Raw genomic sequence first — 21218 nt, forward strand, 5'->3', positions numbered from 1 at the left:
GCTATCATAAGACCTCATGAAAAAAGGTCAACCAGAAAAAACTGGCTGACCTTATATTACGAACGGGGTGTGATTGCTGAACAAGAGCAGTCGCTTTTTACTAACGAAGCAGGTTCGATAGTTTTCTATTGATAAGTCAATTTGAAGAGGGGGTAATTTGGAATAAAGAGCGGTCACAAATTTGGAACTGAATCGATTTAGTAAAAGGGGCATTAGTTGTGCCTAGCTTTATGGGCTTGTACTACTCCATATTATATATCAACGGTTACTCAAGAATATTTTACAGCCTTTTTTAAAAAAATAATATCAGTTTATTTTAAATTTTCTAATTTCATATTGCGGATTAAATAGAGCTAATGCTATATTATTCATAACAACTTGTCTGATGAGTTTATGAGTTTGTTGAAAAGGAGGTGGATGTAGGTAAGGAAGATGTTATCACGCTTTACAAAAGTAAAAGAGTTGGAGGTGAAAAAATAATGAAAGACTCTCATCAAGTTGATGAAGGTCAAAAAGGACTACAGGAATTAGGCTATATATAAGAACTTGACAGACATTTGTCATTAACAGGAAATGTAGTTCTATCCCTCTAATGTTGCTCTAGCGATGGCAGTGTTTCTTTTTGCATTAGCTCCAATCGCTCTAACGGGAACTACATCTGCATTTGGGTTAGTTATTCTAAAGCTTTGTTGTAATCAGTGTTGCCTTTATCATCCCGATCAAATCCAAGAACTCCTTATGGTGTATCAAAAGCGACTCCAGAAATGATGGCTACGGCATACAACAAATGTATGGCATGAATACAATAGCCTTGCGAGTTTGTCAACTTGGGGGGACGGGACAGGTCATGCAGGAATATTTCCAAGATGCTATAAAAGCTGCTGTAAATGATAAAACGTTTAAATTAGCCACGGCAAGTGATAAAAAGTGTCAGTTGGTTTATGTAACGTACGTAGTAAGAGCCTTATTAGCGGCTTGTTTTACAGAAAAGAAAAATGTGTTGGCCGTATATAACATTACAGGAGGCTAGCAGCAAACATTTAGGGAAGTAAATAGTTGTTGCAAGAGATTATCCCTGGTGCAAATTTGATGTTGGGCCGGGCGATTTGGGCTATGATCATCATGGCTTATTTGATATCCGTGTGCGGCCAAAAATGATTTAGGTTTTGTCCCTCAGGTGAACTTATTGGATGGACTAGAAATATATGTCAATTGGCTAAGATAAAATGAATTTTTCATTTTCTTTAATGGCCCATTTTAAATAGGTTGGAGAGAGGATTAGGAAATGAAAAAATATGCAGTTAATAATACCCCACTTTACCTGACCGTGAAAAATACTTTACTTGAAGCAATAAAGAATAAAGAAATTGGCGATAATGGAAGACTACCATCTGAGCAAGCCCTTTCAGAAAAATTTGGTGTAAGCCGAGCTACCATTCGTAGTGCATTGCAGTCACTGGAAACCGAGGGTGTAATTAATAAGAGGCATGGCAGCTCGACGGTAATTAATACTGAGGGTTTACAGGTAAAGATGCGTATTGACGAATTTAAAGGATTTTTCCACCTTATTAAGGAAAGCGGGCATCAACCATCTATTGCGCAAAAAAATCTAGTTACAGTTTCCCACGATTCGAGAATTGCAAATTTTTTAGGTATAGATTATAAAGAAGAGGTTTTACTAATCCAACGGTTGTTCACGGGAGACGATATACCTGTCATTTTGGCTTCCGAGTACATCCCACAACGTCTTCTTACTCAAGAACTAAAAATAGACGATATTCCTGAATCCATTTTTGACCTAGCAGATATGTTTTGCATAGACACAATTGCACACACCATTACTGAAATTCGTTCATCTATGGCAAATCCTGATCAGAAAAAAAAGTTGGGAATGGAAAAAAATGAAACACTTATTAAACTAGAAGAGACCCACTATGGCAAACAAGGAAAACCCCTTATATTTTCGGATATACTCGTAAGGGATAAAATAATCCGTTTTCATTCCATTAGGAAAAGATAAATTACTCTTATTAAGGATTGAACCTGAAAGTATTTGACAAGAACGACCCAGTACAGATGACTTTACTATTGAGGAGGGATACAACGATAACACAGCTATATAGAACCTTGAGGTAAGACAATACTAGTATCCTCTAAAGAACGAATTTAGATGTCCATGGGTAGCTGTATCCCAATTTTGTATGAGTCGCTAAATCCGAATACTTAATTCATTTCGAGAGAAAGCAAAAGTTAGAAGATTGCTCGGTTATTCATTACTCCTAAAATAGATGGTCAATAAAGAGTCATTTGGTAAGTTACAAGGGTTCTCACAGATAATCCTGATATCTAGGTTTGAACTTTCCGGATTATGTGGAAGAGAGAGTAAAAGAAACAATTGTGGTAACCAGTTTTCTCAATCGATGCGCAAATGGTAGGAAGAAATCTTTATTTACTTTAGCTGGTTCTGGGCATAGGATGCTGAGAACCGAGTTGAAGCTTTTCAATAACGACACTATTTATGGCATAACAGAAGCTGAGTTATTAATAGAATTTGCTCAAGTAATATTGAAACCGCTTACTCATTGAGATCATTTAGTAATTAATTTTGAAAAATTTAATGATAGCTAATTACAACCAAAATTATCTGACTATTATTAATAGGGGGACTATAATGTCTAATCAAAATATAAAGAAAAGCGGAAACTCAAATAATACCTTAAAGAGAAAGCTCAGTAGCTGGCACGTCCTTGGTATATCAATGGCAGACGCATCACCTGCCATGGCTGTACTCCTATTGAGTACAGGAGTATTTTCTATCGGAGGTACATTTGCCATCGGTGCATCCTTAATTTTAGCAGCTGTTATAATCATGATTTCATTGACTCTTGCAGAACTATCCTCTATGTACCCTTATAGCGGAGGTATGTACTCCATAATCAGTAATGTGCTTCCCAAACCTCTCGCATGGATAGCCATGTTTAACTTCCTTATTCAGGGAGTTATTCTGCCAGCAAGTTTTGTACTAGGGGTAGGCCAATTTCTTAAGGATTTGATTCCGAGTATACCAGTTTCAAGCCAGATAATAGGGCTGATTGCTTTGACTCTAATAATGGTTATAGCAATCATGAGTGTAGAATTAGGTGCTTGGGTTGTAATAGCCATGATTATTATACAGGCAGTTGTGGTGTTAGCTGTGGTAGGGGCTGCCATTGTTAATCCAAATCAGGCATTCATTGATATGACATTCAATCCCACTATGCTAAAGGATGGTGTTCTTGTTCCTGTTACTTTAGGAGTTATGATAACCACTTTAGCGCCAGCCTTTAGTGTAATTAACGGTTATGATGCTGTGTTAGGGTTTGCAGAAGAACTAAAGGGTGGTCCAAAGGTTTTGGCACATTCAGTGATTAAGGCTGCAATACTAGCATGTGTTTTCATTATAGTGCCACTCATTGCAGGCATAATTGCTGCCCCAAACTTAGTGGAATTCTTTAGTTCAAATTCCCCGATCGTATATTCGGTACAACAAGCCTTTGGATCTCAGATAGGAGGTTTGATCACTATTGGAGTAATCTTTGCCCTATTTAATGCTGGATTATCTATTTTTATGTACTTTAGCCGTGTTCTCTATTCTACAGGCCGTGATAAAGTCTGGACACCTAGCATTAATAAAGCATTATCAAGATTAAATAAGCATAGTGTTCCAGGATTAGGAGTTTTGGTATTATTTGTTCCCGCTACAGTTTTAATTTTTGTTTCACATCTTAACTGGCTTATTATTTTCGCTGGAACGATAATATCCTGTGTATATTTCTTTATCGGATTATCTGGTATTTTGAGTAGAATTAAAAATAAGGATGCAGAAAGGCCATTTAAAATGCCATTGTGGCCGTTGCCAAGTGTAATTGTTGTTCTTTTTGTTGGTTTTGCTATTGTGTCTCAAGAAACTCAATATTTGATAGGTGAATTAATTCTTGCAGCGGTAGCTTTTATATCTTATTTTGTCTTTTCAAAAATTAGTCAGAACAATCTTGTTAGTAAGAATAGTATTGAAAATGACAAATCAGTCTGAAATAGGAGGAGAAAATATGTCTAAAAAAGTTGTAGTTATTACTGGTGCAGGAAAAGGGATTGGTTTGGCAACTGCCAAAAGGTTCGCCTTAAGTGGAGATTTTCTTGCACTCAATTTCCACAAAACGGGTGATGAACTAGCTGAAATAGTAAAAATTGCAAAAGAAAATGGTGGGGACGGAATAATAATACAAGCAGATTTGAGTGAACATGATCAGGCTGTAAATTTTATTAAGAAAACGGAAGAATATTACGGAAGAATAGATGTGTTGATTAATAATGCTGGCATTCTTCAATCCAAAAGTGCTCACACGATTCAATGGCAGGAATGGCAGAAAATGATGGATACAAATTTAGGGAGTACATGGTCCTGTATCAGTACTACACTGCCTGGGATGATTGAACGAAAAAAAGGAAGGATTATAAATATTAGCTCGGAACTAGGGTTAGTTGGATTCCCAACATATGCATCTTACTGTGCTTCTAAAGGGGCAATCATTGCTTTAACCAAAGCTTTAGCTAAAGAATATGCTCCCCTTGGCATTCTTGTAAATTCTGTTGCACCTGGTCCAGTGGAAACGGATATGTTAATTCATGACACAATTGAATACAATGATGAGACTAGGGAACAAATTCCTTTAAAACGCTTTGGACAGCCAGATGAAATTGCATCCGTCATTGAATTCTTAGCCGGATCGGGTGGAACATTCCTAGTGGGGCAAATCATCAGCCCTAATGGAGGAACAGCAATATAATATTGGGAGAAGGGAAGGGGATAGATAGAATGAGAACTCGTATTATGGCAAACTTAACTTGGCCGGAGATTAAAGAAGCAGTTGATCGGAATACCGGAATAATCTTGCCCATAGGATCAACTGAACAACATGGATACCATTTACCTATTTGTACAGATACCGTTTTACCCTTTGAACTAGGAATGGCGATATCGGAAGAACTGGACATGATTGTCGCACCTCCACTAAGTTATGGGTATAGATCAAGGCCAACAACCGGTGGGGGACAAACATTTATTGCTACAACTTCAATTAAAGGTCAAACCTTGATGAACGTGGTAGAAGATATCCTACATGAATTTATTCGTCATGGCTTTAAGCGAATCGTCCTGTTGAATTGGCACTTTGAGAATGCTAACTTCATTTACGAGTCTGCTTTTCTTACAATGGAAAGAATTAAAAAAGAAAATCCTGATGTCAAAATCATGGTAATGGAATTGCCATTCCAATCCCTTTCGGAGGAAACCATGAATTTCATTTTTCCTGACGAATTCCCAGGGTGGGGAATCGAACACGCTTCTATTTTTGAAACCTCATTGATGCTGCATTTACATCCAGAGTTAGTGCTATTCGATAGAGCAGTGGATGACAAAGCCGAGGTTTACCCTTTCTACGATGTATTGCCTATTCCAGAGAAGATGGTAGCTAAAAGTGGAACTTTATGGAAAGCCACTCAAGCTAGTGCAGAAAAAGGGAGAGTCGCATGGGAAGAATTAGTCCCAATGCTTGAAGATATTATCCTAACGGAGCTTCCAAAAAAATAGGTTCAAAAAATGATACAAGAACACCATGGCGGGTGTATTCAGCACTCTCACCATTGATTATTCTCAATTACAGCCAAAGTAGGAGGAAAAATGAGCAACAATTTGTCTTTTTCTTTACCCAACGAAAGTAGAATTACCTTTAACGTTAAAAATGTATATTGTCTAGGTAATTCCGGACGAACCCAAGTAGACATTCAAAATCATATACTAGAACTAGAAAAACAGGGGATTTCAGCTCCAATGAACACTGACGCGACGATTCATCCAATCAGTGATTATTTAGTAACCCAAGATGGGAATATTCAAGTTTTGGGAAATAATACAACTGGCGAAATTGAATATTTATTACTCATAAATGAAGAAGGATCTTTCATTACTGTAGGCTCAGATCATGCTGATAGAGTATTAGAGGCACAATCTAGTAAATACTTTAAACAAATTTGTCAGAAGCCAATTGCAAAAGTATTATGGCCCCTGGAGGAAGTAATCGGGCATTGGGACGAGATTAAGTTAACGTGTGAGATCATGGTTCATGATCATTGGGAACTTTACCAAGAAGGAACCGTTGCTTCTCTTCTAGGGGTTGAGAAGGTTATAGAATTACTTCAAAAAAATAATGTGTATAGTACCGAGGGTATTGTTGTATACTGTGGAACAATCTGTCTATACAAAGGGAAATTTATGTATCCTACATGGTATAGAATGACAATGCATGATCCTATATTAAACCGTTCTATTATTCTTTGCTATAATATCGAAATTTTAAATGATATAAAGGATAAAATCGAAATTAGTACTTGACTGGGTGATTGATAAAAAAGGAACTCCCCTTCTAAAAGTGATAGGTGCGACTGTTCATCACAATGCCTGGCTTCAAAAAGAGCCAGCCGGATCTTAACATTGATATTGAATCGGTTTTAATTGCGTTAGCTCAATACCATGTTAATGAATTTGAGGGAAGTGGGAAAATAAATCAGGTTTTAGTGGAGGAATTCACAAAAGATGTAACAGTTACAGATAATCATCAAATTTTAGCTCAATTATCCATAAATACTTATTGGACAACTAACTATGATAAGCTAATTGAAACAAACTTAGAGGCTAAAAATAAAAGGGTTGACACAAAAATATTACCGGAAAGTTTAAGCCATAAAATGCCTAATACTGATGTCATTGTTTACAAAATGCATGGCGATAGTTCCTTATCACACGAAGCAGTTTTAACTAAAGATGATTACGAGGGATATTACCTTAAACGAAAATTATTTAGTACAGCACTTCAAGGTGATTTGGTTTCTAAAACCTTTCTATTTATTGGTTTTAGTTTCGATGATCCGAATTTATCATATGTTCTAAGCAGAATAAGAATCTTATTAGGCGAAAACTCGCGAAATCATAACTGTTTTATGAAAAAAGTTGATAAAATTGATTACAATACAGATGATGAGTTTCGTTATGCTGTGATAAAACAAGAGTTGAGAATTAAAGATTTGAAGAGATATAGAATTAATGTACTTTTAGTTGATAGTTATAGACAAATTACAGAAATACTTATCCGAATAACAAACATTGTGAAGCGAAGAAATGTTTTTATATCTGGAAGTGCTACTGATTTTGGAAAATGGGGAGAAACTACATCATTTAAATTTAGTACGGATCTGAGTAAAGAAGTTATTAAAAATAAAAATAATATAGTTTCAGGGTTTGGACTAAGAATAGGAAGTTGTATTATAGCAGGTGCGTTAGAAGAACTATATAAAAGTAAGGAAAGAAAAGTCGAAGATAGGCTGAAATCAAGACCGTTTCCACAGAATACATCAGGAGAAATGCACCTTAACGAATTATGGACTAAATATCGAAAAGTGATGCTTTTTAATGTTAGCATTTCAATTTTTATTTTTGGAAATAAAAAAGACGACAACGGTAATATAGTTTCAGCTAATGGTATGCTAGAGGAATTTGAAATTTCAATAGCTAGTGGTGCAATCCCTGTTCCAGTAGGGGCAACAGGTTTTATAGCCCAACATATTTGGGAAACAGTAATGGCGGATTTTGACAAGTTCGTTGTAAAACATAGGGACGGTTCTTGCGTTTTGGAAGGGGAAATCGATTAGCTACCATAAAATAATGGTGGAATATAAGGGGACAGCAGAGTCGTCCTAGTATATCTTGATTCATTCAAACTCAAATTCCTGATTTAAGAAGAACAGTCGCTCTTTTGACCTTTGAGGAGCATAAAGTGTTTTTTTCTATTCATTCCTAGCAATTTTAAAGAACAATTGTACTGTAAGTCTCTTCAAGTCTTGGGATTGGGTAGTACCTAGGTAACATTAGAACCGTCCCGTGATTTTACGGATATACATTGTAAAAGAAAACAAAATGAAAAAAGCCTAATTTCCAGCATACAGTACCTAGAAATTAGGTTTTAGTTCCAGAAGAAAAGCAATTTTTAGTAATAAAGATAAAGTTGGGTTATTACCTTTTGAAAAAGTCTCTCTTAAAAAACTACTTTTTTACTCTGCTACACGGTACGCTTTTTTTAGCCCTTTAATTATTCCCACGTGCAATCCTTCGTGATACATCGAGAAATTCAGAAGCTCACCTATTGTTGATAGTGATTTAAATGGTTCTGCCGCTTTTTCATCCAGATGTCCAGCTAAAGCTTCCTTTATTTTTGCTGGCTGTTCTTCTAGAAGTTGTTTCAACTCATCAAGTGTCGGTATCTCACCTTCCCAATCGTCTGGCTTTGTACCTGGGGCGAATAGTTCAAGGTATCGAGTTGGCGTTTCGAAATGTTTCCCTCCAAATTTTGAAAGTAAAATATTTTGAAACGTGTAAATGTGACCTAGATTCCAACGGATCGTATTGCGGAATCCTCTTGGCATTAGATCTGCCTGTTCTTCTAATAGATCTTCCATTTCATTTAATGTTTTTTCCCTGATTAAATCGATTTGCTGGAAAATCATTTCTTCATTCATTTTCACATCATGCCCCTTTCCTTTGTTTTCCATCATGCCTACAGTCCTCAACAATTTTAATCAGATAGTTGAATAATAAATATTTACAAAATAGCTTTATTTCAAGAATTTTTAGCTTATGATTTCTGCTTTTTGCTGGTGGGACCCCCAATAAGGAAGTTATATTCGCCCTTTTTCCCTAAATTGAGAAATATGAGCAATTTGGTTGAAATCTTTTATTCTCCATTGCTCTTGTTGAAAGCAAATATTGCTAATACTAGCATTTATTAGTTTTGTTTTTCCGGTTCCTATCTTGCCATTTGAAAATGAAAATAAAATAGCATTTCAACTCCTCCTTGAAAATTAATTTTCTACATTTGATTTAGAATTTCTTATTCTATTCTTCAGGTAGTTTAAGAGTGTGCTAAAATTTATCCTGGACATATAATATGACTATAAATAACACTAAATGTGTATATTCATATATTTAAAAGAGATAAGAAAATACCACAGTTTTAACTTTCTACTAATTATTATATTTTCACTGTTCTTTCTATAGTTGATTGACTTGAGTGTTGTTTTTTTATAAGAATGACAAATAAGCTTGCTAATAAACAGAAAACCCCTGCCCAGAAGAATGCCAATGTGTAAGTGTTGAAAAATTTATAGATCAGACCCCCGCCAAAAGCAGCTACTGCAGCACCTGCCTGATGAGATGCAAAAATCCAACCATAAATTATTCCACTTTTTTTAGTGCCGAAAATTTGTCTGGAGATGCTAATCGTTGGTGGAACAGTTGCAATCCAATCTAATCCATAGAATACAGTAAAGATCATTAGCATAGTAGTGGAACCTTCCATTAATGCATAAGGAAGTAGGACCAGTGAAGCCCCTCTCAAACCGTAGTACCAAAATAACAACCATCGATTATCGAAACGATCGGATAGCCAACCAGATAGAGTTGTTCCTACTAGATTAAAGATTCCCATAAACGAAAGAAACGAGGCTGCTGTAACTAAAGGTATTCCAAAACTTATACAAAAAGAAACAAAATGTGTACCAATTAAACCGCTAGTTGAAAGCCCACAAATAAAGAAACTACCAGATAATAACCAAAATTCCTTCACTTTCACAGCTTCGAGTAAACCTTTGAAGGCTATAATAATAGGGTTTTCCTTTTGTTCCTTATAGCTATCTTGTATTTCTTCTTCAAGTCCATATGGAAGAATACCAACATCCTTTGGTGTGTTTTTCATAAATAAAAGGATTATGATAAGCATGATGATACAAAGGATCATTATTAAACCAATTGCAGGGCGCCATGAATAATTTTCTATAATAGCTGCTAAGATAGGAAGTAGAATTAACTGACCTGTCGCTGTAGCTGCCATTAATATTCCTACAGCCAGACCTCTTCTTTTCTCAAACCAATGATTCGCTACATATGGACTTAATACCGTTAAAAAAAGGCTTGATCCCAGCCCAATAATAAAGCCCCAAATGATGATCATCTGCCATGATTGATTCATAATGAAGGTTAGCATGATACCTGTCAGCAAAGTTGCCATAGAAACGACCATCATTTTCTTTAAGCCAATCACATTAAGTAATGCTGCCATAAATGGGCCTGATATACCAAATAAGAACATACTTATGCCAAAACCGAGTGCAATAACAGATCGATCCCACCCAAATTCCTTTTCGAAAGGATCTATGAAAACCCCTGATGATGACATGACAATTCCGGCTGCAATAATGGAGAAAAATGTAATGGCAAGAATAAACCAGCTATAGTGTATACGTTTCAAGTCTAAATACCTCCGATGTTTTAATTAATCCCAAAAGTATATTTTCTTAATATTAACCCTTCGCGAATTATTAGTAAAATTGAAATATATGAAGTTATCCATTGATTTTTTTGATACTATTGAATTAAGAGAAAATAAAAGTGGGTGAAATAATGGAGATACGCCATTTTGTTACGTTTAAAAAGGTTATTGAAACGGGCAGCTTCACACAAGCTGCAGAACATTTAGGTTACACTCAATCCACGGTTACTTCTCATATTCAGGCGCTCGAAGAACATTTAGGCGGACCTCTGTTTGATCGGATGGGTCGCAAGGTAAGATTGACTGAAATTGGTAAGAAGCTGTTGCCCTATACTCAGGAAATTTTAGATATTTATGGAAAAATCGAAAGCGTTACAATTAATGGAAAGGAAATCAGAGGGGAAATAAAGATTGCAGCTCCAGAATCATTAACGGTATACCGTCTAGAACCAATATTGAGAGAATATAGAGAAAAATTTCCTCATGTAAGCATCAGTTTAAGTAATGCCCCATGCAGCGATAACAAGAAGGCAATAGTTGATGGTAGGGCAGATGTTGCGTTTGTCATGTTGCCACAGTTTGAGGATTCAGATTTAGTCATCCATCCGTTAATGAACGAACCAATTGTTCTCGTTGGAAGTCCTGAGTGTTCACTGAATATTTTACCTGGAAACTACGAAAATCAGAAGCTAAGTGAGTGTTTCATTACGAACGAGAAAGAGGGCAGTTATCAAAGAATTTTTGGAGAGTTTCTAAGCAATAGTGGGATAGTACCCTCTAACATCATGGAACTTTGGAGTATTGAGGCGATAAAGCGTTCTGTAATGAGTGGGCTTGGTATTGCTTATTTACCCATAATGACGGTGCAAGAAGAAATCAAAGCGGGAAAATTAAAAATGATTCCTTGTGAGGCTGATTTAAAACAGATATGCTCCCAAGTCGTTTATCATAAAAATAAATGGATTTCCCCTGCTTTATCAGGGTTTCTAGATATTACGTTAAGGCAATCAAGAGACTGGTCTTGTGCGGAGACTACTTTTTGATTAAATATGTTAAATTCCTTAAAAAGAGTTTTTAATAATGGAGTAGATTCTAAAATTAAATTTGTACTTAACCTATCGAGTGCTAGAGTTCAAAAAGTGCTAGCAATCTTCAGCAGCCACTGATCTTCTACAATCGGGGCGCTTTAATTGAACAACAAATTTCTTGTTTTATCGTAGTAAATCTTAATGCTGTGGTATTATATGAGGTCATTTGTTGTACAAAAAAAGGATAGATAGAGCATATTTTCAACTGCTCACCTATCCTTTTTCATTTACCCTTATAATCTCTGACATTACATATGAATTCAATGTTGATAAGAGCTTTAAGAAATATCTTGACTTTTAATAAAACAATTGAGTGGTTTTTTAATCGCGCATTGCTCCTGCTTCCCGGGAAGTCATCGCACCTTGTCCTTCACTTACATCTTTTATAATTTCTTGTTTTACTTTTTGTGGATCAGTTCCAGCAAATCCTGATTTCATATTAGAACTAGAACCCAAATTCACTTTTGCTTGTTGCTCCTGTTGCATACAAATCCTCCTCAATTTATGGTTTAACAATCATATTATTTACAAATACACCTAGTATATTCCAAGGATTTACGCTTTCACTCAAGTTACAGGTAAATTAAGATGGATGCATGCGCGAAAAGTGGATGCTGTTTTTCCGGAAATGAGATCGGCAAAGTCATCGATTACCATCTCTTTGCCAAAGGGAAGCAAGTTATCAGAAGATTGGACTCAGCAGTTATTAAATAGAGGAAAGCGAGTAAAATTAACCGTTATTTCGAATCAAAAATGTAGCCAGTGCGATGTCTGGCTGGATGAGAGCTTTCCCTTTCCGTTTGTGATCATTGACGAGAAAGTTTTGTGGCTCGGACTTTCGCTCGAAGGCGCTAGAGGAGTCCAGCCCCCGTATGTAGCGGCTAGGCTTCGTTCGAATAAAATGTGTGAATACTTTTTAAACAGATTTAGTGAAGCTGTTTGGCGATAAGGATAAGGTGCTTGTCCCCTAATGTTTTAAAACACTAGGGGGCGGGCACCTTTTTTCATGTGATTCAAACCTGCAGTTAACTTTTAATTGGAGGCTAGCCATTGCACTACTTGAGGTGATTGATTATGTAGTCGTTCACGAAATGTAACATATGTTTATCTGAATCATGACCGCTCTTTGTGGCGCCTTGTTGGAAAAATAGTGTCCGATTATAAGGAAAAGGGAAACGGGTTAGTAATCTGTGTTTCTATCATTTACACAATATTAACAAACATCTACATTATCCCCATATTTACTTAATATTGGGAATGTACCATTTACTCATTGATATGAATAAGAAATTATAGAAAGATAGGCTTTAATCTTTTGAATCCCTGTTTTTTATGGTTTTTTCGTTTGTATTATTTTTGAACGTATCAAGAAGATGTGGTATACCCGCGGAAAAATATAGCCTAATGCTTAGTAGAGTGTTAATTAAGTAGTAAGGGCGAAAGGGGAATATGTAGCTTGAAACGTGTTGAACTTGTTGGTGTAAGTAAATCTTATGATGGAAAATCCAGCGTCATTCAAGAGATTAATTTCGCAATAGAACCAGGTGAGTTTTTTGTATTAGTTGGTCCATCAGGATGTGGGAAAAGTACAATGCTCCGCATCATTGCTGGACTTGAAGAAGTTAGCGGTGGGTCACTATTCATAGGTGATGCAAAAGCAAATCATCTGCCACCTAGTCAACGCGACTTATCAATGGTTTTTCAAAACTATGCACTCTATCCGCATTTAACTGTTGAACAGAACATCCTATTTGGTCTACATACGAGAAAAGTATCCAAAAAGGAACAAAAAGAAAGATGTATAGAAGCAGCTGGCATGTTAGGTCTATCAGAGTTACTTAAGCGTAAACCTCGCGAGCTTTCAGGTGGACAGCGCCAAAGGGTAGCGTTAGCGCGAGCTATCGTTACGCAATCACCTATCTGTCTCATGGATGAGCCATTATCAAATTTAGATGCGAAATTACGTGCCAAAATGCGTTCTGAAATACGCCAACTCCAAAGGAAATTAGGAATAACGATGATCTATGTCACGCATGACCAGGTAGAAGCAATGACAATGTCGGACCGTATGATGATTCTTAATGAAGGAATTGTTCAACAAATTGGTCGTCCTCTTGAGATTTATAATCAACCTGAAAATTCATTTGTTGCCTCATTTATCGGTTCTCCACCTATGAATTTTGGGGATGGAGAAGTCGTTCGTCAGTTCTTAGAATTGGCATGTGAGCGATCAAATAAAACTAAAATACTTTTAAATCATAAAGAAATCACGGTAGGAGTGCGCCCTGAGCATATTCAGCTTACGAAAGCGGATCAGGCGGGATTCTCTGCAGAAGTTCTAAATGTAGAAGTCTTAGGGACAGAAACATTGTTAACTTTCGGCATTGGAAAGGGAGAGCAATGGATCGCAAAATGGAATGGTCAGTGGGATATACAAGTTGGTGAGAAGGTATCGATTTGTATAGACGAAAATGACCTTTGTTTTTTTGATATGAACGGTGGAAAGCGTATCAATAATAGAGTCACATTGACGGAAATGCAAGCTCCACTTAAAGGGGTTTCGGTATGAGTAGTTTACCAGAAACATACGCAAAGATCTTACCCGTGACTGTAAAAACAACGGGTATGAAACGTAGACGATTACATCATACAATTACTGGTCTGCTTTATTTGTTGCCATCGATCATTTTATTTGCCGTATTTCTTTTCTACCCCATGCTACGGACACTTTATTTAAGTTTTTATATAACAGATGGACAAGGTGTACCAATCACCTATGTGGGATTGGAAAACTTTATATACTTACTAGATTCATCTGCTTTTCACACAAGTATAAAAGCAACACTTTTATTTGTTTTTTATACAGTGCCAGTAGGAATTATTCTTGCCCTCATGTTAGCCTTACTTGCAAATGAAAAGCTGAACGGGATAGGCTTTTTCCGCACAATGTTCTCATCTACGATGGGGATGAGTGTAGCTGCCTCTTCTGTTATTTGGATGTTTATGTACAACCCATCAATCGGTATTTTAAGCAAAATTGCTGAATCTGTAGGACTCCCAGATATTCAATGGTTGTTAGATCCTAAATATGCACTTATGTCTGTATCAGTTGCAACAATTTGGATGAACGCAGGCTTTGCCTTTTTGATTTTGCTAGGAGGGCTTCAAAATATCGATGAGCAACTGTATGAGAATGCACGAATTGCTGGTGTGAGCTATTGGTACCAACTTCGAAAGATTACCCTGCCAATGCTTTCTCCAACATTGTTTTTTATCATTACGGTTTCATTCATCAATGCCTTCCAGACATTTGGTCAAATTGATATTTTAACGAAGGGTGGACCGATTGAATCAACCAATGTGATTGTTTATTCCATTTATAAGGATGCCTTCATTAACTATAATGTCGGTTCAGCAAGTGCCCAAGCGACAATTCTATTCTTCTGTATATTAATTGTTACTATTCTTCAATTTAAGCTAGGGGAAAGGAAGGTACATTATCAATGAGTATGACAAAAAAGGCCTTTCTCTACGGTTTGCTCATTATTTTCACGATTATAATGATGTTCCCAATCCTTTATGCGTTCATGATTAGTTTCATGAAAGGTGGGGAAGTGTTACAAGGAAATTTAATACCTGAATCGTTTACTCTAGATAATTATAAGTCAGCATTTATTAAAGTACCTCTCCTAAATTATTTATTTAATAGCTTTTTCGTTTCAATGGTCGTTATGCTTGGTCAACTTATTATTTCGAGCCTCGCAGCTTTTGCGTTTGTCTTTATTCCTTTTAAGGGCAGGGATGTTCTCTTTTTTATCTTCATTTCGACAATGATGATTCCCTGGGAGGCAACGATGGTCCCGAATTTCCTAACCGTGCAAAAACTAGGTTGGATCAATAATTATTTTGGATTAACCATTCCATTCTTTGCTCTTGCATTCGGGACATTTTTATTACGACAGCAATTTAAAACGATTCCTAAGGAACTTTTTGAAGCATCACAAGTTGCTGGGATCAGCCGATTTCGTTTTTTCTGGAACATTGTGTTGCCTGTCTCCAAAACTAGTTTAGTTACTTTAGGGATTTATAGTTTTCTCACAACATGGAATATGTATCTTTGGCCACTGTTAGTTACAAATAATGAGCGTGTTCGAACTGTGCAAATTGGCTTAAAGCAGATGCAAACGCAAGAAGTTTCAACCGAATGGGGGGTGGTCATGGCAGCGGTCATTGTTGTTATCCTCCCGACATTAATTCTCTTATTTTTAGGACAAAAACATCTGCAAAAAGGGTTAACTCAAGGTGCGATTAAATAGCAAAGGAGAGTTCGCAAAAATGAAGAAATTATTAGTTATCATATCGGGTCTATTTTTACTTATCATGAGTGCATGCTCCAGTTCAGGTACAACGTCAACAGATTCAAAAACAGAGGGAGATGCCTCTAAGAAGGATTCAAGTGGAAAGACAGAGGTTGTATTCTGGCATGCGATGAGTGGGGAACTAGAGACGGCATTAAATGAACTTGCAAAGGAATTTAATGAGTCACAGGATGAAATTGAAGTAAAACCAATATTTCAAGGTACATATGAAGAATCATTAACGAAATTTAATACAGTTGCAGGAACAGAAGATGCCCCTACTATTATGCAAGTCTTTGAAGTTGGAACAAAATATATGATTGATAGCGGGAAAATTCAACCTGTTCAAAAGTTCATCGATGAAGAAAATTACGACACTTCTCAATGGGAGAAAAATATCTCAAACTACTATTCTGTAGATGGAACACAGTATTCAATGCCGTTTAACTCATCAACCCCAGTGGTTGTTTACAATAAGGATGCTTTTAAAGAAGCGGGTCTAGATCCGGAAAAAGCTCCGATGACATATAGTGAGTTAAAGGAAACTGCAAAAAAGTTAACAAAAAAAGATGGGGACAAAACGACGCAATATGGATTCTCCATTCTTAATTATGGATGGTTCTTTGAAGAATTGCTAGCATCTCAAGGCGGACTATATGTTGATCAAGAAAACGGCCGTAAAGGCGATGCAGCAAAAGCAACATATAATGAAGAAAAAGGGTTAAAAGTATTTTCATTAATTAGTGATATGTACGAAGAGGGTACGTTTTATAATGTAGGGCAAAACTGGGATGATATGAGAGCTGCATTCCAATCTGGAAAAATTGCGATGTACTTAGACTCATCCGCGGGTGTTAGAGCGCTAGTTGATAATGCACCATTTGAAGTAGGTGTTTCTTATTTACCAGTTCCAGATGATGCAGAGCGTCAAGGGGTAATCATAGGTGGTGCATCTGTTTGGATGTCAAATGGAATTAGCGAGGAAAAACAAAAAGGTGCATGGGAGTTCATGAAATACTTAACTACTCCAGACGTGCAGGCAATGTGGCATGTTAAATCAGGTTATTTTGCCATTAACCCAGCAGCTTATGAAGAGGAGATTGTTAAACAAGAATGGGAAAAGTACCCACAATTAAAAGTAACAGTCGATCAGCTACGTGAAACAAAAGCGAATAAAGCTACCCAAGGTGCATTAATCTCTGTCTTCCCAGAATCAAGACAGAAGGTAGTAACGGCAATGGAAAGCCTCTATCAAGGTATGGACCCTAAGAAAGCTCTTGATCAAGCAGCAGAAGAAACCAATCGCGCTCTTGAAATGGCAAACAAGAAAAAAGGGAAGTAAGATTTAACTCAACTGACCCAAATCCAGAATGCGGGTCAGTTTTTTTATTTTGCTCTTTTCTAAAAGATTGTTGCTATTAAAAGAAAAACTGTTGAAGGTTGATTGGAGCGGAAGTGCGAGACTCCTGCGGGAGCAGCGGGACAGGTGAGACCCCACAGGCGTTTACGCCGAGGAGGCTCACCGCCCGCCCCGCGGAAAGCGAGCAACTGGAGCGGAAATCAACCACTTCGCACTACTTGGTAAATAACAACAAAGTTTGCGAAAACAGCCTATTATTTATACTTATAAGGAAGGATGGGATTAAATTGAGAAGTAATATGGGGATTTATGGGCACCGTGGTTTCAGTGGGTGTTATCCTGAAAATACGATGATTGCCTTTGAGGAAGCTGAATCCATTGGGGTAGATGGGATAGAGCTAGATGTGCAAATGACGAAGGATGGAGAACTGGTTGTCATTCATGATGAAAAGGTTGATCGTACGACAAATGGTACTGGTTATGTAAAAGATCTTTCCTATGAACAAATCCGCTTATTAGATGCAGGGAGCTGGTTCGATCCTAAATTTTCTAATCAGATCATCCCTTCTCTTTCAGAGGTGTTAGAGTGGGTAAAAGGATTAGATCGAAAATTAACCGTTAATATTGAATTAAAAACGGACCGATTCGATTACACAAACATAGAGAAGAATGTATTATCAAAGGTTTATGAATATCAATTGAACGATCAAGTGATTATCTCATCTTTTAATCAAAATAGTTTAAAACGGGTTAGAGAGATCGACCCATACATTCAGACTGCCCTACTATTTATAGGTGTTCCGTCAAATGTACTGGAAGACGCGAGAACTTTGAGAGTCAATGGTATTCATTGTGAACCACAATTTGCAAGTTCGATTGAAGGACAAAAAATGAGGGAAAACGGTTATCCCATTCGCGTATATACAGTCAATGATCAAAGCTATGTAAACGCATTAAAAAAAGCTAAAGCTTCAATTATTATGACAGATTTTCCAAATCGGTTTCTTTCACTTTAAAGAGCTAATTCGTGCTTGTTGTAAAGAATAGCGTTTTTGGGCATTTCCTTATTACTTGGAATGTTGAAGCTTACAGTTTGGAATATAGGGAGAGAAAGGCAACTACCCACCGCGCGTTGCCTTTTTATAATGGATGATGCGAATGATTTGAAACATATGAAGTCACACTTAAATGTCTAAAAATCCATATTCGAAAATATATGAACCCTTCACGTTTGGTAAATCGAGGCATTCATGGTTAAATAGAATGTAAGAAAATATCTGATAATTGCAAATCCATTCAAGGAAAGCACCCAAGCAGGAGGAAGTATATGATTAAGGAAAGGCTTTGGACGAAGGACTTTATTATCGTTTACTTGATCAATTTTTTATTAACGCTTGTATTTTTTTCATTGATTGTGACGATTGCTCCTTATGCTGTTGAAAAATTCGATGCCTCAACGAGTGTAGCAGGGCTAGTATCAAGCATTTTTATTATTGGCGTTTTGATTGGCCGGTTAGTAACAGGGCGTAAGATTCAAGATGCAGGAAGTAAGAAAATTTTATTTACGGGTTTGATATTATTTATTATCACAACCGCTTTATATTTTGTTGCCATTCATTTACCGATATTGTTACTGAATCGATTCCTTCATGGGTTCGCTCTTGGGGTTGCTAGTACTGCTACAGGAACAATTATTGCCCAAATTATTCCAAAAAATAGGCGTGGTGAGGGGATTGGCTATTATAGCTTAAGTGTTATTTTAGCTTCTGCAATTGGCCCGTTAGTGGGAATTCAACTTACACAAAATGGGGATTATTCAATAGTTTTTATATTTAATTTAATACTATCAATCCTTTGTCTATTAATATCCTTCACTTTGAAAATACCGGTTTTTCAATCAAAGAAGGAAAATCTCGAAAAAGCTGATCATGGCTTTAAAATTTCTAATTTCCTTGAACCAATGGCTATACCCATTTCTATTGTTGCCCTTGTAATTGGTTTTTGTTATTCAAGTGTTATGTCATTTCTAACTTTTTACACGAAGGAAATTCAATTAGTTGAGGCTGGGAGCTTCTTCTTTCTTGTATATGCCATAATTATTATTATTTCAAGACCTTTTACGGGACGATTAATGGATCTAAAAGGGGCAAATATTGTTGTCTATCCTTGTCTCATCATTTTTTCAGCAGGAATGGTTCTATTTAGTCAAGCGCACAGTGGATTCGTTTTACTATTGGCGGGTGCACTTATTGGCATAGGTTATGGAAACTTTAATTCTATTGCTCAAGCAACAGCTATAAAAGTCACTGCGTCTCATCGTTTAGGTTTAGCGACATCAACCTATTTTATTTTATTTGATTTAGGGCTTGGAGCAGGACCTTATTTGCTTGGATTACTTGTTCCGATAATTGGCTACCGTGGTCTTTTTTTGGCGATTGCCTTCGTAGCCTTATTATCTATTGTTCTTTATTACTATCTATATGGAAGAAAGGAAAGAGAGATCTACCAAAGCAATGCAGATAGAACTGCTTTGTGAGACTTCACTATTTAGAATCGACATAAAAGCTTTTAACTTTGTTTCCAGAACTTTCATTGTTAGTATAGTATTGAAAACTTCCAGAAGAAAGGATCATCTGAATGGCAAATATACAAATACCTGTCTCTGTTTTAAATCTTGCTCCGATTCGCGAAGGGCAAGTAGCGAAGGATGCTATAGATTCAATGATTGATTTGGCCCAAGCAACAGAAAAAATGGGTTATACACGATATTGGATTGCTGAACATCATAATACGCCGACGCTTGTCAGTTCAGCCACCTCAATATTAATAAAACATACATTAGAACATACAGAACATATACGTGTAGGGTCTGGGGGAATCATGTTACCAAACCATTCTCCTTTAGTTGTTGCTGAACAATTTGGAACGATGGCGGCTATTTATCCTGATCGGCTTGATTTGGGTCTTGGCAGGGCGCCGGGTACAGATATGATGACCGCGAGCGCATTAAGAAGATCCAAAAATGATTCGGTCTATACTTTTCCTGAGGACGTTAATGCATTGCTTACGTATTTTGGGCCGGAGGAGCGTCAAAGTTATGTGAAAGCATATCCTGGTGTTAATACGAATATCCCGATTTATATACTTGGTTCCTCCACTGATTCCGCTTATTTAGCGGCAAAATTAGGATTGCCATATGTGTTTGCTTCTCATTTTGCCCCTCGATTTATGGAAGAGGCCATTTCAATTTATCGAAATCGATTCCAACCATCTGAATACCTCGACTCTCCATATATGATGGTTTGCTTAAATGTCATTGCCGCTGAAAGTGATGAAGAGGCAAAATTCGAATCAACAACGATGCAGCAATTTTTCTTAAACGTCGTTCGCGGTACTCGAAACCCGTTAAGGCCACCAGTTGAAAGCATGGAACATATCTGGAGCCCGGAAGAAAAACATGCAGCTGCCTCTATGTCCAGTGTTACTTTATTAGGAAATAAAGCTTCCATTCGAAAGCAATTAACGAGTTTTCAGGAGAAATATAATGTAGATGAAATTATGGCTGTATCATATATTTTCGATCCTGACAAACAAAAGCGTTCTTATGAAATCTTCAAAGAAGTTGTTGATGGGAAATGAATCTCCTAATGCCACAATAGACTCGTGTAAACGAGATTTAATATATGAAAATGGAGCCTGAAGTATGGCTCCATTTGTCATTTTAACTAATATTTAATTAACAACAATGCATGAAAGAATATGAAAATTGTTAATTCAATGGGGGAGTTCAGCCATAATATTTTAAAAATTGGAGTGATTCTCTGTTTGCAATCTGTATAGACATGGGAACCGCCCCTTTGTTATTTAAAAAGAGTTCGTTTTAATACACTTATCAAAATGCGTGGCTCCATCAGGATAGTGATCGGTTGAACGAGATTCATGACTTTAATAAAAGTGTTATAGGCATGTTGATGATAACAGATAAATTTGCTTGGCA

The 21218-nt window shown here is 36.7% G+C and carries 19 protein-coding genes and 1 pseudogene; 17 read left to right on the forward strand and 3 right to left on the reverse strand.

From position 1 onward, the window contains the following. Window positions 1-847: 847 nt before the first annotated feature. From BGM26_RS04190 to BGM26_RS04220, 7 genes are all read left to right on the forward strand, one after another. Window positions 848-1030, forward strand: coding sequence for a hypothetical protein (locus tag BGM26_RS04190; protein WP_217038478.1), 183 nt, complete (start codon window positions 848-850; stop codon window positions 1028-1030). Between the two features lie 255 nt (window positions 1031-1285). Beyond that, window positions 1286-2020, forward strand: coding sequence for a GntR family transcriptional regulator (locus tag BGM26_RS04195; RefSeq protein ID WP_217038479.1), 735 nt, complete (start codon window positions 1286-1288; stop codon window positions 2018-2020). A gap of 651 nt (window positions 2021-2671) precedes the next feature. Next, window positions 2672-4072, forward strand: coding sequence for an APC family permease (locus BGM26_RS04200; RefSeq protein WP_217038480.1), 1401 nt, complete (start codon window positions 2672-2674; stop codon window positions 4070-4072). Between the two features lie 16 nt (window positions 4073-4088). Further along, on the forward strand, window positions 4089-4826 hold the full coding sequence (locus BGM26_RS04205; RefSeq protein WP_217038481.1) for an SDR family NAD(P)-dependent oxidoreductase: 738 nt from the start codon (window positions 4089-4091) through the stop codon (window positions 4824-4826). A gap of 29 nt (window positions 4827-4855) precedes the next feature. Further along, the gene (locus tag BGM26_RS04210) at window positions 4856-5629 is read left to right on the forward strand and encodes a creatininase (RefSeq protein ID WP_217038482.1); all 774 of its coding nucleotides are present in this window, start codon (window positions 4856-4858) and stop codon (window positions 5627-5629) included. A gap of 90 nt (window positions 5630-5719) precedes the next feature. Then, window positions 5720-6430, forward strand: coding sequence for a DUF2848 family protein (locus tag BGM26_RS04215; RefSeq protein ID WP_217038483.1), 711 nt, complete (start codon window positions 5720-5722; stop codon window positions 6428-6430). 62 nt (window positions 6431-6492) lie between these two features. After that, window positions 6493-7743, forward strand: a complete 1251-nt coding sequence (locus tag BGM26_RS04220) for an SIR2 family protein (RefSeq protein WP_217038484.1) — start codon at window positions 6493-6495, stop codon at window positions 7741-7743. A gap of 399 nt (window positions 7744-8142) precedes the next feature. Here BGM26_RS04220 and BGM26_RS04225 read toward each other — a convergent pair whose 3' ends face one another. Next, window positions 8143-8643, reverse strand: coding sequence for a DinB family protein (locus tag BGM26_RS04225; protein ID WP_254118989.1), 501 nt, complete (start codon window positions 8641-8643; stop codon window positions 8143-8145). 476 nt (window positions 8644-9119) lie between these two features. After that, complete coding sequence (locus BGM26_RS04230) at window positions 9120-10394, reverse strand: MFS transporter (RefSeq protein WP_217038485.1); 1275 nt, start codon at window positions 10392-10394, stop codon at window positions 9120-9122. A 152-nt stretch (window positions 10395-10546) separates the two neighbouring features. On the opposite strand from BGM26_RS04230, the gene BGM26_RS04235 reads away from it, so the two are divergent. After that, window positions 10547-11458: a LysR family transcriptional regulator gene (locus BGM26_RS04235; protein ID WP_254118992.1), complete on the forward strand. Its 912-nt coding sequence runs from the start codon at window positions 10547-10549 to the stop codon at window positions 11456-11458. Window positions 11459-11824: 366 nt separating this feature from the next. Here BGM26_RS04235 and BGM26_RS04240 read toward each other — a convergent pair whose 3' ends face one another. Continuing rightward, window positions 11825-11989 carry a hypothetical protein gene (locus BGM26_RS04240; protein ID WP_217038486.1) on the reverse strand — a complete coding sequence of 55 codons (165 nt, stop codon included), beginning with the start codon at window positions 11987-11989 and terminating at the stop codon, window positions 11825-11827. Window positions 11990-12095: 106 nt separating this feature from the next. Here BGM26_RS04240 and BGM26_RS04245 point away from each other — a divergent pair, with 106 nt between their 5' ends. The 9 genes and pseudogenes from BGM26_RS04245 (at window position 12096) to BGM26_RS04285 (ending at window position 20860) form a co-directional block, all read left to right on the forward strand. After that, window positions 12096-12452 carry a phospholipase D-like domain-containing protein gene (locus BGM26_RS04245; RefSeq protein ID WP_217038487.1) on the forward strand — a complete coding sequence of 119 codons (357 nt, stop codon included), beginning with the start codon at window positions 12096-12098 and terminating at the stop codon, window positions 12450-12452. Window positions 12453-12507: 55 nt separating this feature from the next. Continuing rightward, window positions 12508-12752 (forward strand): annotated as a pseudogene (locus BGM26_RS04250) (M48 metallopeptidase family protein); the annotation flags it as partial. A gap of 207 nt (window positions 12753-12959) precedes the next feature. Further along, window positions 12960-14072, forward strand: a complete 1113-nt coding sequence (locus BGM26_RS04255; protein ID WP_217038488.1) for an ABC transporter ATP-binding protein — start codon at window positions 12960-12962, stop codon at window positions 14070-14072. A 56-nt stretch (window positions 14073-14128) separates the two neighbouring features. After that, window positions 14129-15010 (forward strand): carbohydrate ABC transporter permease, encoded by an 882-nt coding sequence (locus BGM26_RS04260; protein ID WP_483297791.1) that lies wholly within the window; start codon window positions 14129-14131, stop codon window positions 15008-15010. Further along, window positions 15007-15819, forward strand: coding sequence for a carbohydrate ABC transporter permease (locus BGM26_RS04265; RefSeq protein ID WP_217038490.1), 813 nt, complete (start codon window positions 15007-15009; stop codon window positions 15817-15819). Before BGM26_RS04260 ends, BGM26_RS04265 begins: the two co-directional genes overlap by 4 nt. Window positions 15820-15838: 19 nt before the next feature. Next, window positions 15839-17203, forward strand: a complete 1365-nt coding sequence (locus tag BGM26_RS04270; protein WP_217038491.1) for an ABC transporter substrate-binding protein — start codon at window positions 15839-15841, stop codon at window positions 17201-17203. A gap of 305 nt (window positions 17204-17508) precedes the next feature. After that, window positions 17509-18237 (forward strand): glycerophosphodiester phosphodiesterase, encoded by a 729-nt coding sequence (locus tag BGM26_RS04275; RefSeq protein WP_254118994.1) that lies wholly within the window; start codon window positions 17509-17511, stop codon window positions 18235-18237. A gap of 311 nt (window positions 18238-18548) precedes the next feature. Continuing rightward, on the forward strand, window positions 18549-19757 hold the full coding sequence (locus BGM26_RS04280) for an MFS transporter (protein ID WP_217038492.1): 1209 nt from the start codon (window positions 18549-18551) through the stop codon (window positions 19755-19757). 101 nt (window positions 19758-19858) lie between these two features. After that, on the forward strand, window positions 19859-20860 hold the full coding sequence (locus BGM26_RS04285) for an LLM class flavin-dependent oxidoreductase (RefSeq protein WP_217038493.1): 1002 nt from the start codon (window positions 19859-19861) through the stop codon (window positions 20858-20860). Window positions 20861-21218: the final 358 nt, after the last annotated feature.

This window comes from Bacillus sp. FJAT-29790, from assembly GCF_019039215.1.
Taxonomy (GTDB): Bacteria; Bacillota; Bacilli; order Bacillales; family Cytobacillaceae; genus Cytobacillus.

Excerpts from the sequence above, each read along its gene's own strand:
- BGM26_RS04210 (WP_217038482.1), top strand. The coding sequence starts at position 4,856 with ATGAGAACTCGTATTATGGCAAACTTAACTTGGCCGGAGATTAAAGAA.
- BGM26_RS04200 (WP_217038480.1), top strand. The coding sequence starts at position 2,672 with ATGTCTAATCAAAATATAAAGAAAAGCGGAAACTCAAATAATACCTTA.
- BGM26_RS04190 (WP_217038478.1), top strand. The coding sequence starts at position 848 with ATGCAGGAATATTTCCAAGATGCTATAAAAGCTGCTGTAAATGATAAA.
- BGM26_RS04240 (WP_217038486.1), bottom strand. The coding sequence starts at position 11,989 with ATGCAACAGGAGCAACAAGCAAAAGTGAATTTGGGTTCTAGTTCTAAT.
- BGM26_RS04245 (WP_217038487.1), top strand. The coding sequence starts at position 12,096 with ATGCATGCGCGAAAAGTGGATGCTGTTTTTCCGGAAATGAGATCGGCA.
- BGM26_RS04270 (WP_217038491.1), top strand. The coding sequence starts at position 15,839 with ATGAAGAAATTATTAGTTATCATATCGGGTCTATTTTTACTTATCATG.
- BGM26_RS04235 (WP_254118992.1), top strand. The coding sequence starts at position 10,547 with ATGGAGATACGCCATTTTGTTACGTTTAAAAAGGTTATTGAAACGGGC.
- BGM26_RS04265 (WP_217038490.1), top strand. The coding sequence starts at position 15,007 with ATGAGTATGACAAAAAAGGCCTTTCTCTACGGTTTGCTCATTATTTTC.
- BGM26_RS04205 (WP_217038481.1), top strand. The coding sequence starts at position 4,089 with ATGTCTAAAAAAGTTGTAGTTATTACTGGTGCAGGAAAAGGGATTGGT.
- BGM26_RS04280 (WP_217038492.1), top strand. The coding sequence starts at position 18,549 with ATGATTAAGGAAAGGCTTTGGACGAAGGACTTTATTATCGTTTACTTG.
- BGM26_RS04195 (WP_217038479.1), top strand. The coding sequence starts at position 1,286 with ATGAAAAAATATGCAGTTAATAATACCCCACTTTACCTGACCGTGAAA.
- BGM26_RS04285 (WP_217038493.1), top strand. The coding sequence starts at position 19,859 with ATGGCAAATATACAAATACCTGTCTCTGTTTTAAATCTTGCTCCGATT.
- BGM26_RS04225 (WP_254118989.1), bottom strand. The coding sequence starts at position 8,643 with ATGATGGAAAACAAAGGAAAGGGGCATGATGTGAAAATGAATGAAGAA.
- BGM26_RS04215 (WP_217038483.1), top strand. The coding sequence starts at position 5,720 with ATGAGCAACAATTTGTCTTTTTCTTTACCCAACGAAAGTAGAATTACC.
- BGM26_RS04220 (WP_217038484.1), top strand. The coding sequence starts at position 6,493 with ATGCCTGGCTTCAAAAAGAGCCAGCCGGATCTTAACATTGATATTGAA.
- BGM26_RS04260 (WP_483297791.1), top strand. The coding sequence starts at position 14,129 with ATGAAACGTAGACGATTACATCATACAATTACTGGTCTGCTTTATTTG.